The following is a 17037-nucleotide window of genomic DNA, read 5'->3' on the forward strand; positions in this document are numbered from 1 at the left end:
ATTATTTATCAGCCCCAAAACCAGCCATCGCATATTCTTTGTTCAGGCGGGCAATGTTGGTTACAGAAATTTCTTTAGGACAGGCAGCCTCGCATGCATTTGTATTGGTGCAGGCGCCGAAGCCTTCCTTATCCATTTGGTTAATCATGGCTACCACGCGGGTTTTGCGTTCTGGATCGCCCTGTGGTAATAAAGCCAGGTGAGAAACCTTTGCAGATACAAACAACATGGCAGAACTGTTTTTGCAGGCTGCAACGCAGGCGCCGCAACCTATGCAGGCTGCTGCGGCAAAAGCTTTATCGGCATTTTCTTTTTCAATGGGAATAGCATTTGCATCAACCGCATTACCGGTGTTTACAGAAATATAGCCACCGGCCTGTATAATCCTGTCGAAAGCAGAGCGGTCAACTACCAGGTCTTTTATAACCGGGAAAGCTTTGGCACGCCAGGGTTCAACAATAATGGTATCGCCGTCTTTAAAAGCACGCATGTGCAACTGGCAAACGGTATTTGCCTGCCAGGGGCCGTGCGGCTTACCATCAATATACATGGAACACATGCCGCAAATACCTTCACGGCAATCATGATCAAAAGCAATAGGGTCTTTACCTTCAGTAATTAACCGCTCATTCAGCACATCAAACATTTCAAGAAAACTCATTTCACTCGAAATGCCTTCTACTTTATAGGTTTCAAATTTTCCTTTCTCTTTATTATTTCTTTGACGCCACACTTTAAGTGTGAGATTCATGTTGTAATGTTCCATATCAACTAATGTATCAATTTGAAAATTTGAAAATTTGAAAATGAATAGATCAGCATCCAAATAAAACCAGGAATCTTTCCTTTTGAAGAAGATATGATTTTTGATAAAATGTCGTTCAAATCATTTCTAAATTTTGCATCACAATAATAACTTTCATTGCACTCACATAAGATCAGCCAATATAAGTTTCGCTGGCTTCCTTGCGGCAATTTTCATTTTATGAATAAAATCTGCCTTGCTTTCTGCATTTTGCGCTTCAAAAACATTTGCCCCAATCGATGTTGCTGAGCGTAAAAACTGTTTAGCAATTACAAACTTTTGCTTTTGTTCAAGAACCTCGCAATAATTAATTATTGCCAGTGAAAAATTAATTGTTTTGTTGACAATAATATTGTCTTTATCATTTCTCATAATCTAAAAATTTGAAGTTGGGTAAATTGAATTTTCCCTGTCTGCCGACAGGCAGGAAATTACCGCATTTTCAAATTTTCAAACTATTTATAACTCCGCTGTGTTGGATGCACCACTTCATAATCCAATGCTTCCTTGTGCAGCTCCCAATCTTCATCGCCTTTATATTCCCAGGCCGAAACAAACATATAATGCTCATCGTCGCGCATGGCCTCGCCTTCTTCCGTTTGATACTCTTCCCTGAAATGCCCGCCGCAGCTTTCGTTGCGGTCTAACGCATCAATGCACATTAGTTCTCCCAATTCTATAAAGTCTGCCACGCGGCCGGCCTTATCTAATTCAGGATTAAATTCATCAATGCTTCCGGGTATTTTTACATTGCTCCAAAATTCTTTTCTCAACGCACGGATTTCTTCAATTGCTTCTTTCAGCCCCTGCGCATTCCTGGCCATGCCGCATTTATCCCACATAATTTTTCCGAGACGTTTATGAAGGCTTTCAACAGATTCACTGCCTTTAATATTCATCAGCGTTTGTATCCTTTCCGCTACTTTCTTTTCTGCTTCTTCAAATGCAGGATGCGTGGTAGGAATAGCAGGCGTTCTTATTTCATCTGCCAGGTAATTTCCTATTGTGTATGGTATTACGAAATAACCGTCTGCCAAACCCTGCATAAGAGCACTTGCACCCAAACGGTTGGCGCCATGATCGCTGAAGTTACATTCACCCAAAGCATATAAACCGGGAACAGTAGTTTGCAACTCATAATCCACCCAAAGGCCACCCATTGTGTAATGCACTGCGGGATATATGCGCATAGGCACCTCGTAAGGATTTTCCCCGGTAATCTTTTCATACATATCGAAAAGGTTGCCGTATTTTTCCTTTACAACCTCATCCCCCATTTGTTTAATTTGTTCGGACGATGGGTTATCTATGCCGCGCTTGCCAGCCTCAATTTTACCGTAACGTTCAATGGCGGATGCATAATCGAGATAAACAGCCTGTTTTGATGAACCAACGCCGTAACCGGCATCGCATCTTTCTTTGGCAGCCCTTGAGGCAACATCTCTCGGAACGAGATTACCATAAGCCGGGTACCTTCTTTCCAGGTAATAATCCCTTTCTTCCTCCGGAATCTGGTTAGCCGGCCTGTTATCGCCTTTTTTCTTCGGCACCCATATACGGCCATCGTTGCGCAGGCTTTCGCTCATTAGTGTAAGCTTGCTTTGATAATCGCCGCTCACAGGTATGCAGGTTGGATGTATTTGTGTAAAACAAGGATTGCCAAAATAAGCGCCTTTTTTATGCGCTTTCCATGCGGCGGTAACATTACAGCCCATAGCATTTGTTGAAAGATAGAAAACGTTGCCATAACCGCCGGAACATAGTACTACGGAATGGCCGAAATGCCTCTCCAACTGACCTGTTATAAGATTACGGCAGATTATACCGCGGGCTTTTCCGTCAATAACAACCACATCAAGCATTTCGTGGCGGGAATACATAGTTACATTGCCTAAAGCCACCTGCCTTTCCAATGCCTGGTAAGCGCCTATTAATAGCTGCTGGCCTGTTTGGCCCGCTGCATAAAAAGTTCTTTGTACCTGTACGCCGCCAAAGCTCCTGTTGCTTAACAGGCCGCCATACTCACGGGCAAAAGGCACGCCCTGCGCCACACATTGGTCAATAATATTGGCACTTACTTCTGCCAGGCGGTGCACATTAGATTCACGGCTTCTGTAATCGCCGCCTTTTATAGTATCATAAAATAAACGAAAAACGCTGTCGCCATCATTCTGATAATTCTTTGCGGCGTTAATGCCGCCCTGTGCAGCAATAGAGTGCGCACGGCGGGGAGAATCCTGAAAACAAAATGCTTTTACTTTATAACCCAATTCCCCTAATGAGGCGGCAGCAGAAGCACCGGCCAAACCAGTTCCAATTACAATAATTTCAATTTTACGCTTATTTGCCGGGTTAACGAGCTTGCAATGGCCTTTGTAATCTGTCCATTTATCTTCTAATTTTCCTTCTGGAATTTTTGCATCAAGCATATTGAAAGTTTCAAAATTTAGAAAAGAATAAAAAATAATCAGTTTACCGGCGCACTAAGCCAGCCCAGGTAGAAACTTACAGGCATCATGGCAAACGCAAGAGATACAACAATAGAAAATATATAACCGCACCATCTTATAATTACAAGATACCTTTTATTATAAACACCCATTGTTTTAAACGAGCTGTAAAAACCATGTAAAAGATGATAGGCAAGTGAGATGCATCCCAAAACATATACAACCACAATCCATAAGGTTTGAAACCGGTAGTACATTAAAGAATACAGGTCGTGCACTTCTTTTGTGCCATTATTAATGCTTGCTTCAGGCATGCGGCCAAAACGTGATGGCACCCAGAAATCAATAAGATGAATAATTAGAAAAAGCAATATTAATGTGCCGAGCAAACCCATGCTGCGGCTATACCAGCGGCTGCCGCGGTTGCCATAATCTACAGCATACCCAATGCCGCGTTTGCTGCGGTTTTCTGCTTCCAGCACAAGCCCCTGAACAATATGCAGTATGATAAAAAGAAATAAACCTATTTCCAGGATACGCGGAACAACATTGGCGCCTAAGAAATTTGCAGCCCTGTTAAACATTTCACCGTGATCGCCTGCCCAAACAAGTGCATTAACGCCTACATGAACTATTAAAAAAAGAATAAGAAAAATTCCGGTTAAGGCCATCGTTATCTTCTGACCTATTGAAGATGTAAAAACCTGCTTCCAAGTCATATTTGCAAGATTAGTTTAGATAAATCCGCCCGCAAAATTACGGCACGATTGTCACAATCATGTCAAAAAAATGATTTATAGAGGAAAACAACAGTGTGCATCCATGTAATCCATGAGCAACAGAACACCAGGTTTAGCATAATATAAATTGCTCACAGATAACGCAGATTCATAAAAGAAAAATAAATCTGTGTACATCCGTGTAACCTGTGAGCAACAAAATAACACGTTTACATGAACGAGGCTCTGATCATACAGATTATGAATAATCACGCAAAGTTTCCGCTCATCTAAAATTTATTTTCACTACCAATCTGTTTTATACTTTTGGTATATGCGAAAGCTTTTGAATATTTTATGGAACAGCTTTAAGATGTCGCTGGGCGAATTAAAAAATAATAAGCTGCGCAGCGGGCTTTCGCTTATTGGCGTTGCCTTTGGTATTTTTTGCATAATAAGTGTGCTTACAACTGTGAACAGCCTTGAATATAAAATTCAAAGCGATATCGCTGCCCTCGGCACCAATACAATTTATATTGATAAATGGCAATACGGCGCAGGCGATGACGGCGATTATCCCTGGTGGAAATTTGTAAACAGGCCTGATCCGAAATTCCGTGATGTAAAGCTGGTGAAGCAACGCAGCACGCTTGCTGAAAATGTTGCTTTCTTTATTGAAGACAATGCCGATCTTAAATACAAAAACCAGGAAGTAAAAAACTCAAGTATTTATGGTGTAAGCGAAGAATTCAATCAAATTCAAACTATTGACCTTATACAGGGCCGCTACTTTACCGAAACAGAATTTAACAACGGCAACCCGGTTGTAGTGATGGGTTATGAAAACGCCAGGCTGTTATTTGGCTCTGCCAACAGTGCGGTGGGCAAAGTGGTAACGTTCAGCAATTTTAAGGCAACCGTTATAGGCGTTATAGAAAAGCAGGGAAGCAGTTTTGGCCCCGGTTATAATTTTGATGAATCCATAATCCTTCCTTATCATTTCTATACAAAAGTGTATGGCACCAACCAGCCTTTTAACCAGCATTATGTGATGGTAAAAGGCAGGGCCAATGTACCATCCGGCGCGCTGGTGGATGAGTTGGAAGGTGTAATGCGGCAAATACGCAGATTAAGCCCTAAGCAGGAAGATAATTTTGCGCTCAACGATATTAACTTTATGACCGAGGCAGTGAGTGGTTTCTTTGGCACCGTAAACATTGGCGGCTGGGCCATTGCAGGATTGAGTTTAATTGTGGGCGCATTTGGTGTTGCCAACATTATGTTTGTTACCGTGCGTGAACGTACGAGCCAGATTGGATTGAAAAAAGCCATTGGTGCTAAAAGCAGAACGATATTACTTGAGTTTTTACTGGAAAGCGCATTTCTATGTATCATCGGCGGTTTTATTGGCCTGCTTATGGTGTGGGGCCTCGCCGCCATTCTAAGCACATTCCTGCCTTTTGCAATTGTTATTTCCGGCAAAATAATCCTGCTCGCTTTTTCTATTTGCGTAATACTCGGTATTCTTTCAGGCATTATTCCCGCATCCATTGCAGCACGCATGAACCCAGTGGTGGCTATAAGAAGCAAATAGTTTAGCTGATTGGGTTATCCAATTACTTCACTTGTATTTCTATAAAATCATTCAAAAAATTATTGCCACAGGTACACAGCTTTTTATCTGTGCATCTGTGGCAAACAAAAATTAATACAAGGTGATTAATGCCGGGTTCCGGAAATTAATGTCAGTGAGTTTAAGCTAATAACTGTTATAAAAGCTATGTTGTAGCTTGCAGCAACATAATGATTGAAGCGAAGAATATCACTAAAAAATTCAGGCAACAAACCGCCGTTGATAATATTTCTTTCAACATTGAAGAAGGAGAAAACTTTGTATTGCTGGGCACAAGCGGCTGCGGCAAAACTACTACACTTAAAATGCTTAACCGGCTGATTGAACCTACTGCCGGTTCTATTTATATCAATCAAAAAAATATTGAAGAGCAAAATGCTGAAACGCTCAGAAGAAGCATTGGTTATGTATTGCAGAATACAGGCTTGTTTCCGCATTACACCGTTGCAGAAAATATTGCCGTTGTTCCTAATCTTTTTAAATGGAATAAAGAGAAGATAAGATTACGTGTGGAAGAGCTGATGCGCAAACTTCATCTTTCAAAAGAATATTACAATGCTTATCCAAACGAATTAAGCGGCGGCCAGCAACAACGCGTTGGATTGGCAAGAGCTTTGGCGGCTGATGCTGCTATATTATTAATGGATGAACCTTTTGGCGCGCTTGATCCCATAACCAGGACAAAAGTGCGTACTGATTTTATAAATCTTGAAGAGTTTAAAAAGAAAACAATTGTGCTTGTTACGCATGACGTACAGGAAGCTTTTGAACTTGCCGACAGGATTTGTTTAATGGATAAAGGCAAAATAATTCAAACGGGCACACCGGCTGAATTGCTGTTTAAACCAGTTGACAGTTTTGTAAAAACTTTCTTTGATGAACAAAGATTGCAGCTGGAATATAAATCTGTAACGCTGCAAATGCTCTGGCAATTTTTGAAAGATGACCATAGCAACACATCATCATTAAAAGAAATTTCGTCGCAGACAAATATCTGGCAGGCGCTTGAATATTTAAATACAAATAATGACGATAGCGTCAGCACAAAAAATAATAATACAGTCAAAGAAATAAACTATGCTTCTCTTATGCATGCTTTCAATCAATATAAAAAATACAATTGATGGAACAGCAACAAAACCTTTGGAATTTCATAGTACAGCAGCGGGATAAATTGCTCGATCAAACCATTGCACATATCGGGCTTACATTTATTTCATTGCTTATTGCTGTTGCCATTGGTTTGCCGCTGGGCATTTTCATTGCAAGAAGAAGAAAAGCAGCAGGCATTGTTTTAAACATTGCCGGTATTTTGCAAACTATACCAAGCATTGCATTGCTTGGCTTTATGATCCCGCTATTAGGTATCGGTCCATTGCCCGCCATTACGGCTTTGTTTTTATATGCGTTGCTTCCAATTATAAGAAATACATACACAGGCATTAAAGAAACAGATGCTAGTGTGCTGGAAGCCGCAACAGCCATGGGTTTCAGCAGGTGGCAGGTTTTAACAAAAGTTGAATTACCGCTTGCATTTCCGGTTATACTTGCAGGCATAAGAACGGCCACTGTTATTAATGTTGGCGTGGCAACGCTGGCTGCTTATATTGCTGCCGGTGGCCTGGGCGAATTTATTTTTGGCGGCATTTCCCTTAACAATACTAACATGATTTTAGCAGGTGCTATTCCTGCCGCCCTGCTTGCTATTCTGTTTGATTTTTTATTATCACGCATTCAAAAAATCAACTTAAAAAAATTAAGACTGGCTGTTTGGCTGATGCCGGTTATCATTTTATTGCTATCCTCTTTTTATGTTATTCCTTCCTTTGAAAAAAATAAATTGCTTGCAGGGTTTACGCCGGAATTTATGGGGCGGCAGGATGGATACCTTGGCTTAAAATCAGTTTATCAACTCAACATTAAAAATGTGGTTATCAGCGATGCTGTAATGTATAAAGCTGCCTATGAAAAAAAATTAGACATAATAAGCGGCTATAGCACAGATGGCAGGCTGAAAGCTTTTGATCTTGTTGTACTGGATGATGACAGGCATATTTTTCCGCCATATTATGCAGCGCCCGTTATTCGCGCAGATGTGCTGAAAACATATCCGCAGCTTGAAAATGTATTGAATATGCTTTCAGGGAAAATAAATGATTCCATAATGACAGCGTTGAATTATGAAGTGGATTATTTAAAACAATCGCCGGAAAAAGTGGCAAGAAATTTTCTGCTTGAAAATGATTTGTATAAGCCACCGCAAAATGGTAATAAAGGAACTATACGCTTAGGTTCAAAAATTTTTGGCGAGCAATATATTCTCATCAATATGTATGCAATGCTTATCAGGGGTTATACCAATCTAAATGTTGAAACAAAAACAGGCCTGGGTGGTACAAAAATTTGCTTTGATGCATTAACCAACAATCAAATTGATATGTATCCCGAATATACGGGAACAGGGTTGCTGGCTATTTTAAATGCTTCAGCTAATACATTGGATAAATTAAAACAGAATAAAGACAGCATATATCATTATGTGTCTGGCCAATTCAAACAAAAATATAATTTAACATGGCTGAAGCCGATAGGTTTTAATAATGCTTATGCATTAATGATGAGAAGAAAACAAAGTGATGAACTGAATGTACATTCAATAAGTGAACTAACGAATTATATTGATAAGCAGAAATGATTTTCGTGAAGGTGAAAACGCCAATTTGCATTCACGATCCACAATAAAAAAATGATCAATGAATTTACAAGAACGTTTTAAACAAGTACGCCAGCATTCAATTGACATTTGTTCCAATCTTCAAACAGAAGATTATGTTGTGCAACCTGTAGTAGATGTGAGCCCGCCCAAATGGCATCTCGGCCACACTACATGGTTTTGGGAAGAGTTTGTTTTAAAACCGAATGATGAAAATTATGAGCAGTTCAATCCTAACTATAATTATGTTTTCAACAGCTATTACGAATCGGCAGGAACAAGGGTTATAAGAACAGACCGCGGTAATTTAAGCAGGCCGTCTGTTGAAGAAATTTATCAATACCGCAAGCATGTTGATAAAGGCATGCTGCATTTTTTAAAAAATAATTTAAGCAAAGCACTGCAGGATTTGATTGTACTTGGCCTTAATCATGAAGAACAGCACCAGGAATTACTGGCAACCGACATCAAGTATATTTTAGGCAACAATCCTTTGTTTCCTGCCTTATATCCCGAAGAAAAAAAATCATCATTACCTGCAAAAAAAACATGGATACACATTGATGAAGGCATTTATGAAATAGGCTTTGAAGGAGAAGGCTTTTGTTTCGATAATGAGTTAAACCGTCATAAAGTTTATTTAAATGATTATTCCATTTGCAGTGAGCTTGTAACCAATAAAGAATACCTTGAATTTATAAATGCAGGCGGTTATAAAAATTTTATTTACTGGCACATGGAAGGATGGGAATGGGTGAAAGCCAATGGAATTAATGCGCCTATGTACTGGCATTTTATTGATGGCGAATGGATGAATTATACATTAAACGGCTTACTGCCGCTTGATGAGCATGAACCTGTTTGTCACGTTAGTTTTTATGAAGCTTATGCTTATGCATCGTGGAAGGGTTCGCGTTTGCCAACAGAAGCTGAATGGGAAATAGCAGCAACAAAATTTAACTGGGGCAAACGTTGGGAGTGGACAGAAAGTGCTTACCTTCCTTACCCCGGCTTTTCAAAAGCGCCGGGCGCTATTGGTGAATACAATGGCAAGTTTATGGTGAGCCAGAAAGTATTGCGCGGTGCAAGCGACGTAACACCGCCAAACCATAGCCGCATTACGTATCGGAATTTTTTTCATCCGCCGTTACGATGGCAATATACAGGCATAAGATTAGCTAAATAAAATAAGCTGCGGGCTTTGAGCTGGTTAAACTCAAAGCCTGCAGCAAAATTTTAAATTATCAATCATTAATTATGGAGCTGGCAACAATAACACATCAGAAAACAAAATTTTATAAAGATGTTTTGAAAGGATTGCGTTCATTTCCAAGGCGTCTTGATTCAAAATATTTTTATGATGCAACCGGCGATAAATTATTTCAGCAGATAATGAATTGCGATGAGTATTATCTCACCAATTGCGAAATGGAAATACTGCAGCAACAATCAGATAATATTATTTCATCTATAAAAAATATTGAAAAGAATTTCGATGTGGTTGAATTGGGTGCAGGCGATTGCAGCAAATCCATACATCTTCTGAAAAAGCTTTTTGAGCTTGATAACAGCTTTACTTTTTTTCCAATTGATATTTCAAAACATGTTATTGAACTTATTGAAAAGGAACTTCCAAAACAAATAAAAGCCTTAAACATTCATGGCCTTAATGGCGAATACATAGACATGCTGAAACAATCCGGCGCCATTTCATCCAAAAGAAAATTAGTGCTGTTTATGGGCAGCAATATCGGCAACATGAATAGTTATGAATCAGTTGCATTTTTAAAAGAAGTGAGAAGCTGTTTGAAAAAAGATGATCACCTGCTGATTGGTTTTGACCTGAAGAAAGATCCTGCCATTATTTTAGATGCTTATAATGATAAAGAAGGTATAACACGTGAGTTTAACCTCAATCTTTTACGAAGGATAAACAGGGAACTTAATGCAGATTTTGTTATTGAAAATTTTACACATTTTCCTGTGTATAATCCGGAAAGCGGCGAATGCAAAAGTTATCTTGTAAGCAATTGCAAACAACGCATTTTTATTGGTGATACAGAATTCATAGACCTTGATGCTTATGAAACCATTCACACAGAAATTTCTATGAAATATTCCATAAAACAAACCAATGAAATGGCGGAAAAAAGCGGCTTTAAACCTGTTGAATATTTTTACGATTCAAAACAATGGTTTGCCGATGTGTTATGGAAATGCATATAGATACCAGCTATAAAGCCTGCTGCATTGCCTGTTGTATATCTTCAATTATATCTCTTGTATCCTCAATTCCAACAGACAACCTTAACAGGCTATCCTTTATGCCAATGGCATATCTTTCTTCTTTTGTAAGATACCTGTGCGAAGTAACTGCGGGGGAACATATTAAACTTTCCACACCGCCGAGGCTTAAGGCCGGGCTGATTAATTTAAGCTTCTGCTGAAATGCAGTTACGCCTTCAAAACCTGTTTTTAATTCAAAAGACAACATGCCGCCAAAACCATTCATTTGTTTTACCGCTATGCTATATTGAGGATGCGAAAATAACCCCGGGTAATATACATTTTCAATGTTTGTATTACCATTTAAATACTCAGCTATAGCCAATGCATTTTCATTTTGTTTTTTAACTCTTAATGAAAGCGTTTTCAAACTTCGCTCTGCCATGTAACATTCATAAGGTGTTAATGAGCCTCCATACATTTTAGCGGTATTAAAAATCACGTCTTTATTTTCATGGCTGCCGGATACCAATGCGCCATAAGGAAGGTCATTATGGCCGCCCAGGTATTTTGTTCCGCTATGTACAGAAATATCAAAGCCATGCAACAGCGGCAACTGATTTATGGGAGAAGCGAATGTGTTATCTATAATCGTAAGAATATTATTGGCTTTAGCAATAGCCGCAATTTCTTCAAGCGGAAGTATATTCAATAAAGGATTGGAAGGCGTTTCTATATAAATGATCCGGGTGTTTTTATGGATAAGATTTTTAAACGCTTCAACATCACCAGCAAAACTGCATTTAATGCCGCGTTTTGGCAATTCATCATTAGCAAACTTCAGCGTGCCGCCATACAAATCTTTTGAAAAGATGATGTGGTCTTCATTATTCAAAAAACTAAGAATAGCAGTGCTTATGGCAGCCATGCCCGAGCTAAAAACCATACCCCATGCACCTTGTTCCAGGTTACAGATAATCTGTCCCAGCCTTTGCTGGTTATAGGTAGAATAAAAGCCGGGATATTGTAATGTTTTGCGGTCTATATATTCGTAAGCAACTGCCGGCTGAATACCCGAAGTAACGGCGCCATTATATAATTCTTCATTAAGCGGATGAACACAATCCGTATCAAAATTTCTCATGCCTAAAGCTACTCAGGAAATTTGTAAAGCGGAAGAAAATTATGCAGCTCAGCTATATACATGTTCGTGCGTGAATAAATAAGGCACATAAAAAACAATAAAAGCGCCCAGTATAAGAACTGTTCCGGCCAGCAATTCACCAAACTGTTTTACAGCAAGTGCATCGCCTGAATGTGGTGCATGCAGTGAATAATAAACGGCTATGCCGGTAAGTGCAATAAAAACTATTCGGAATATAATGCTGCCGCCTTTTATATAATGATTGAAAAAATAAAACAGCACACCGCTTATGGTTACAACCAATACAGAAATAATAATGATAGATGATACATTAATAAGGGCCGAAGGATTATACTCTGTTATGGCGCGGTACGCAAAATTGAAAATAAGATTGGCAAATGTTGCAAAGATGCCGGCAAACAACCCCGATAATACTGATTTGGAGAATTCCGTTTGCTCATAATCGTAATTCATACTAAAATGTTTTAGTTTTTATAAATATTAAATGTCTTCTCTTGAGAATTTTGACTGCATGAAATATTTCCCTTTTATCAAAAACTTTTTCGTTCTTCTCTTTACTGAAATGGAAACCCTGTAGTCATTTTCCTGTTTGTAATGATTGCTGTAAGCCTGCACTATATCGTTTGAAGTAATAACCCCTTTTACTTTTTTGTTATTACCTTCTATTACTGCCACACATTGCATATCGTAATTGGCCATTACTTCAGAAACCGAGGCCAGGCTTTGCCTTTCCTGTACAACAGGCAGCTTTTCTGAAATGAGGGTTTGAATGGAGTTTGAAGCAATGCTGTCATCGGAAGTAAACACCTTGCTGGTTTCCACATAGCCAATAAAGTTTTCCTTTTTATCAGTTACAATAAGAAAGCTGTCCTGGTAAGTATTGATATTATCCAGCAGCCACTGTTTAATATCGCCTATTTTGTTGTCAATGCAAACAAGCACCGGCGCATCGTCCATTACATTCAATGCATTGATGGTTTGCAAAACATCAGGCTTATAAACATCCGGCGTGCGTATGCCGCGCCTTTGAATTTTTTCAGTCATTATGCTTCCTTTCATCAGGAAGAAAGAAATAGAATAAGCTGCTGTGCATGCGCCGATCAAGGGCAGCAGTGCATGTGGCTGCGCCGTGGTTTCCATTAAAAAAACAATGGAAGTAAGTATTGCCCTTGATGCACCGGCAAACATGGCAGCCATACCTATAAGTGCTGCCGTGGCAATGTTTATTTCACTACCCGGAAATATCTTCAATACAAACACACCTATTAAAGCGCCCGCTGCACCACCAATTGTAAATAACGGCGCCAGCGTTCCGCCTGATGTGCCGCTGCTTAAAGCCACAACCCATGAAAGATATTTCAGGAAACAAAGTATCAGCAACATGCTTAAAGGCAGTGAGCCGGTAAGCAGGTCTGTTATATTTGAATATCCAACACCTAAAGTGGAAGGTGCAAAATAACCTGTAATACCAACTACGATTGCACCAATTGCCGGCCACCACATCCAGTGCACAGGAAGCTTTTCAAAATAATCTTCCAGCAGGTAAACCGATTTTGAAATGATGGCGGCAATAACACCTATAAACAAACCCATAGCTACATAAGTAACCAATGCGATGCCTGAAGCTACCGGTATATCCGGCATTGCAAAAACCGGTGTGTTTCCAAAACATACCAGGTGCACAGCCGCGCCGGTGGCGCAGGATAAGGCAACAGGTATTACAGACTTGGGTGAAAATTCAAACAGTAGTAATTCTATGGCCAGCAAAGTGGCAGCCAATGGGCTTCCGAAAATAGCAGCCATACCCGCACAAGCGCCTGCAGCCAGCATGATTTTTCTTTCACTTGATGATATGCGCATAATCTGCCCGCTCACCGAACCGAATGCGCCACCCGTTGCTATAATGGGGCCTTCTGCACCAAACGGGCCACCTGTTCCAATAGAAATTGCTGCCGATATGGGCTTTAAAAATGTAAGCTTTATGGGTATTTTACTTTCGCCGGTTATAATTTTTTCCATGGCTTCCGGTATGCCGTGGCCACGTATGGCAGAAGACCCGAACCTCGCCATAATACCCACAATAACACTTCCGGCAATGGGCACCAATATTACCATCCAGCCTAATGGATTATGCAGCGGCGTTGTAGCCTCAAAAGAAAATTTTCCGTAAAAAGATATATTGGTAATCAGGTCTATCAGCAGAACAAGGCCTTTGGCTATAAAGCCTATGACCAATGCATTTAAAATAGCCTGGAGGCTCAGTAAAAATACCCTTCCGGTAACAGGTTGCTCACTTTCAGGTATAGTCTCCGGTTTAAAGTTTTCATCTAATGTAGGTGATACCGGAATACTATTCGCTCGAATCATTTTATAAATTAAAGGGTGCAAAAGTATATCATAAAATATATTTTTTAAACTGATTGACTAAAATTTATGACAATTTAAATATCTTAAGCAATGTTTTTAATGACTTAGCTTCATTGAATTTTTCTTTATTATTGAGCCATGAATGGCAGGAATAATAATGATTGCAACCCTGAAATTTGTTTTCTGTGTAAGTATTGTTTAAAGGAATGGGTACCCTCAATAGAGCAGTTTAAAACAACCGTGCGGCTAAAAAAAGGCGGCCAGTTATTTAAGGAAGGTGATGCCGTAAATGGGATATTCTTTTTAAAACAGGGCAAATTAAAAGTGCATAAATCATGGGAAGAAGGCAGGCAAATGGTAATACGTTTTGCAAAAGCCGGGGATGTTATTGGCCATCGCGGGTTGGGCAGCGGTACAATCTATCCTGTTTCTGCAACTGCGCTGGAGAATATTACAGCCTGTTTTATTGAGCGCAGTTTCTTTCTCCGTTCCATACAGGTAAACCCTGAATTTGCCCTGCAGTTAATGATGTTTTATTCTGATGAGCTGCAGGATGCTGAAAAACGGATACGTGATCTCGCCCTGATGGATGTGCGGGGCCGCATTGCCGATACCTTTTTAATGCTGCAAAAAAAATTTGGTACAGATGAGGAGGGTTATATTGATGTAGTGCTTACACGGCAGGATATAGCTTCTTTTGCGGGTACTATTTATGAAACATTTTTCAGGATAGCCAACGAATTTGCCAAACAAAAAATCATTCGTTATTCAGGGAAGAGAGTGAAAATACTTAAGCCTTCAAAACTTGAAGTATATTCAAAAATTTAAAATCGTTTCAACTTTTCGCCCGGAGAATACAGGGCCAACAGAGATATTCTATTACGCTGTTTACTCCTTTGCTCTGTGCGAAAAAATGTTCATTGCAGCATTAACCGGCCAAAATACTGGCCTGAATCATCTTCTTCCAATACTTCCATTGTAAAGCCGCAATGCGATGCGATTGATTGCATGGTTAACTGATCCGCATATAACCACTTAAACCATGCAGAAAAATTACCACGATACTCGTAACGGTAATCTATCTCACCATAATAATGAGCAGGGAATTTTTTCGGGGCATACATATATTTCACATCTGATGAATCAAATAATATATGGCCGCCCGGTTTCAGTAATTGCTTGAGATGATGCAATAATATCTGCAATCCATTCAAAGTTCCGGCAAGCCCAATACCGTTCATTAAAAAGAGCAATGTATCAAACTGCTTTTTCTTCCAGGAAAAAATATCTGCCTGTATCACTTTCTTTACGCCGCGTTGTTTCATTACCCAAACCGCTCCTGCAGAAATATCCATTGCCGTAACAGGAAAGTTTCTTTGCTGTAATATTAAACTGTGGCAACCGGCAGCAGCGCCAATATCCAGTACCTGGCCTGTGCAACCTTCCATAGCCAGCAGTTCCCCCGGCGACATATCTTTTTCACTCCTGAAATAAACAGGAACCGGCATTTCTTCCTTTCTGCCATACTTATTATGAATCCAAAGCTTATAGCGACCATTACCTTGCTGGTAATCTTTTAATGCTTCGCCTAAAACATCCTGCATAATAAATGCTATTTTCAAATTCAGGTTACAAATTTCAGTACATAAATTGCTTTGAAATTGCCATGCAGAAATTTTATTTATCATCTTTACTCGATAACGATTTTTATAAGTTCACCATGCAGTTTGCGGTGGTGCGATTATTCCCCCGGGCCAAAGCGAGGTATCATTTCATCAATCGCGGAAAACATAGTTTTCCTGACGGTTTCGCTGCAGCATTGCAGCAGTTGGTAAATGCTATGAGCGATTTAAAGCTCACTAAAGAAGAGCGGCAGTTTCTTGCTGCCACATGCCCGTACCTTCCACCCACTTATCTTGATTTTTTGGAAGGATACCGTTATAACGCAAACGAAGTGCATATACAGCAAAACGATGGTGAATTATCTGTTGCCGTGGAAGGATATTGGTACCGTACCATTTTATGGGAAGTGCCTTTGCTATGCTTGATAAGTGAACTGTATTACAGGCTGAATAATATGCAGCGTATAAGCGATGAGGAGGTATATGTTGTTACAAAAGAAAAGATAGAATGCTATAATAAACTCGGGATAACCATTGCAGAATTTGGCACACGCCGCAGGCATTCATACAATGTGCATAAAATAGTTATGCGTGCACTGGAAGAAAATAGCGGCGCTGCTTTTGTGGGCACCAGCAATGTGCATTTTGCGCAGCTTTACAATACAAAACCCATTGGCACACATGCGCATGAATGGTTTATGTTTCATGCAGCAAAGTATGGTTATAAAATGGCCAATTCAATGGCGCTGGAACATTGGACGGAAACGTACCGCGGCGATTTGGGGATTGCCTTATCCGACACATTCACTACAAAAGTTTTCTTTCAGCAATTCGATAAAAAGTTTGCGAAACTGTTTGATGGCGTTCGTCACGACAGTGGCGACCCACTCGATTTTGCTGCAGCCACCGTTGCCCATTATAAAAGCCTTGGCATTAACCCGCTTTCAAAAACCATTATATTTTCTGATGCGTTGAATTTTGAAAAGGTAAAACGCATTGCAGCTTTTGCTAAAGATAAAATAGGCATATCGTTTGGCATTGGCACCAATTTTACAAACGATGTGGGTTTACCGCCCATGAATATTGTAATGAAATTAACGGAAGCCTATCCGGAATGCGGGCCATGGACAAATGTGGTAAAGCTGTCCGATGAAAAAGGAAAATATACCGGCGATGCGGGCAGCATTGCACTTGCCAAAACAATATTACAGATTGAAGATTCAATGTAATTTAGTTAAGCGTTAATGTTTGGAATATTCAATACGCCATATTCAACACTCAAGTTGCAAAGATTAAGCATTCCTGCCCGTAAGGCAGGCGGGGATTATTGTTTTGTT

General features: G+C 39.8%; 15 protein-coding genes. 7 read left to right on the forward strand and 8 right to left on the reverse strand.

Features of this window, described 5'->3' with window-relative positions:
• Position 1 precedes the first annotated feature (1 nt).
• The 4 genes from BM015_RS03620 to BM015_RS03635 form a co-directional block, all read right to left on the reverse strand.
• On the reverse strand, positions 2-751 hold the full coding sequence (locus BM015_RS03620; RefSeq protein WP_245751198.1) for a succinate dehydrogenase/fumarate reductase iron-sulfur subunit: 750 nt from the start codon (positions 749-751) through the stop codon (positions 2-4).
• 177 nt (positions 752-928) lie between these two features.
• Positions 929-1177, reverse strand: a complete 249-nt coding sequence (locus tag BM015_RS21790; RefSeq protein WP_245751200.1) for a four helix bundle protein — start codon at positions 1175-1177, stop codon at positions 929-931.
• A gap of 83 nt (positions 1178-1260) precedes the next feature.
• Positions 1261-3234, reverse strand: coding sequence for a fumarate reductase/succinate dehydrogenase flavoprotein subunit (locus tag BM015_RS03630; RefSeq protein ID WP_090654555.1), 1974 nt, complete (start codon positions 3232-3234; stop codon positions 1261-1263).
• Between the two features lie 38 nt (positions 3235-3272).
• A complete protein-coding gene (locus BM015_RS03635) occupies positions 3273-3974 on the reverse strand; it encodes a succinate dehydrogenase cytochrome b subunit (protein WP_090654558.1) in 702 nt (233 codons plus the stop codon).
• Between the two features lie 334 nt (positions 3975-4308).
• Here BM015_RS03635 and BM015_RS03640 point away from each other — a divergent pair, with 334 nt between their 5' ends.
• From BM015_RS03640 to egtD, 5 genes are all read left to right on the forward strand, one after another.
• The gene (locus BM015_RS03640) at positions 4309-5568 is read left to right on the forward strand and encodes an ABC transporter permease (protein WP_090654560.1); all 1260 of its coding nucleotides are present in this window, start codon (positions 4309-4311) and stop codon (positions 5566-5568) included.
• Positions 5569-5777: 209 nt separating this feature from the next.
• Positions 5778-6731, forward strand: coding sequence for an ABC transporter ATP-binding protein (locus BM015_RS03645; RefSeq protein WP_090654561.1), 954 nt, complete (start codon positions 5778-5780; stop codon positions 6729-6731).
• Positions 6731-8302 carry an ABC transporter permease/substrate-binding protein gene (locus tag BM015_RS03650; RefSeq protein ID WP_090654563.1) on the forward strand — a complete coding sequence of 524 codons (1572 nt, stop codon included), beginning with the start codon at positions 6731-6733 and terminating at the stop codon, positions 8300-8302. Before BM015_RS03645 ends, BM015_RS03650 begins: the two co-directional genes overlap by 1 nt.
• A 58-nt stretch (positions 8303-8360) precedes the next feature.
• The gene (egtB, locus tag BM015_RS03655) at positions 8361-9506 is read left to right on the forward strand and encodes an ergothioneine biosynthesis protein EgtB (protein WP_090654565.1); all 1146 of its coding nucleotides are present in this window, start codon (positions 8361-8363) and stop codon (positions 9504-9506) included.
• A gap of 71 nt (positions 9507-9577) precedes the next feature.
• The gene (gene egtD, locus BM015_RS03660) at positions 9578-10546 is read left to right on the forward strand and encodes an L-histidine N(alpha)-methyltransferase (protein WP_090654567.1); all 969 of its coding nucleotides are present in this window, start codon (positions 9578-9580) and stop codon (positions 10544-10546) included.
• Between the two features lie 7 nt (positions 10547-10553).
• On the opposite strand, the gene BM015_RS03665 is transcribed toward egtD, so the two are convergent.
• From BM015_RS03665 to BM015_RS03675, 3 genes are read right to left on the reverse strand one after another with little or no spacing between them, the layout of a single operon-like run.
• A complete protein-coding gene (locus tag BM015_RS03665) occupies positions 10554-11690 on the reverse strand; it encodes a trans-sulfuration enzyme family protein (RefSeq protein WP_090654569.1) in 1137 nt (378 codons plus the stop codon).
• A gap of 48 nt (positions 11691-11738) precedes the next feature.
• Positions 11739-12164, reverse strand: coding sequence for a hypothetical protein (locus tag BM015_RS03670; protein ID WP_090654571.1), 426 nt, complete (start codon positions 12162-12164; stop codon positions 11739-11741).
• Between the two features lie 27 nt (positions 12165-12191).
• On the reverse strand, positions 12192-14078 hold the full coding sequence (locus BM015_RS03675; RefSeq protein WP_090654573.1) for a chloride channel protein: 1887 nt from the start codon (positions 14076-14078) through the stop codon (positions 12192-12194).
• A 138-nt stretch (positions 14079-14216) separates the two neighbouring features.
• Between BM015_RS03675 and BM015_RS03680 the strand changes: the two genes are divergently transcribed.
• A complete protein-coding gene (locus BM015_RS03680; RefSeq protein ID WP_090654574.1) occupies positions 14217-14906 on the forward strand; it encodes a Crp/Fnr family transcriptional regulator in 690 nt (229 codons plus the stop codon).
• An 89-nt stretch (positions 14907-14995) separates the two neighbouring features.
• Here BM015_RS03680 and BM015_RS03685 read toward each other — a convergent pair whose 3' ends face one another.
• On the reverse strand, positions 14996-15682 hold the full coding sequence (locus BM015_RS03685) for a class I SAM-dependent methyltransferase (protein ID WP_090655228.1): 687 nt from the start codon (positions 15680-15682) through the stop codon (positions 14996-14998).
• A gap of 62 nt (positions 15683-15744) precedes the next feature.
• Here BM015_RS03685 and pncB point away from each other — a divergent pair, with 62 nt between their 5' ends.
• Positions 15745-16929, forward strand: a complete 1185-nt coding sequence (pncB, locus tag BM015_RS03690) for a nicotinate phosphoribosyltransferase (protein ID WP_090654576.1) — start codon at positions 15745-15747, stop codon at positions 16927-16929.
• Positions 16930-17037: the final 108 nt, after the last annotated feature.

Origin of the sequence: Parafilimonas terrae, from assembly GCF_900115755.1 — a bacterium.
Classification (GTDB): Bacteria; Bacteroidota; Bacteroidia; order Chitinophagales; family Chitinophagaceae; genus Parafilimonas; species Parafilimonas terrae.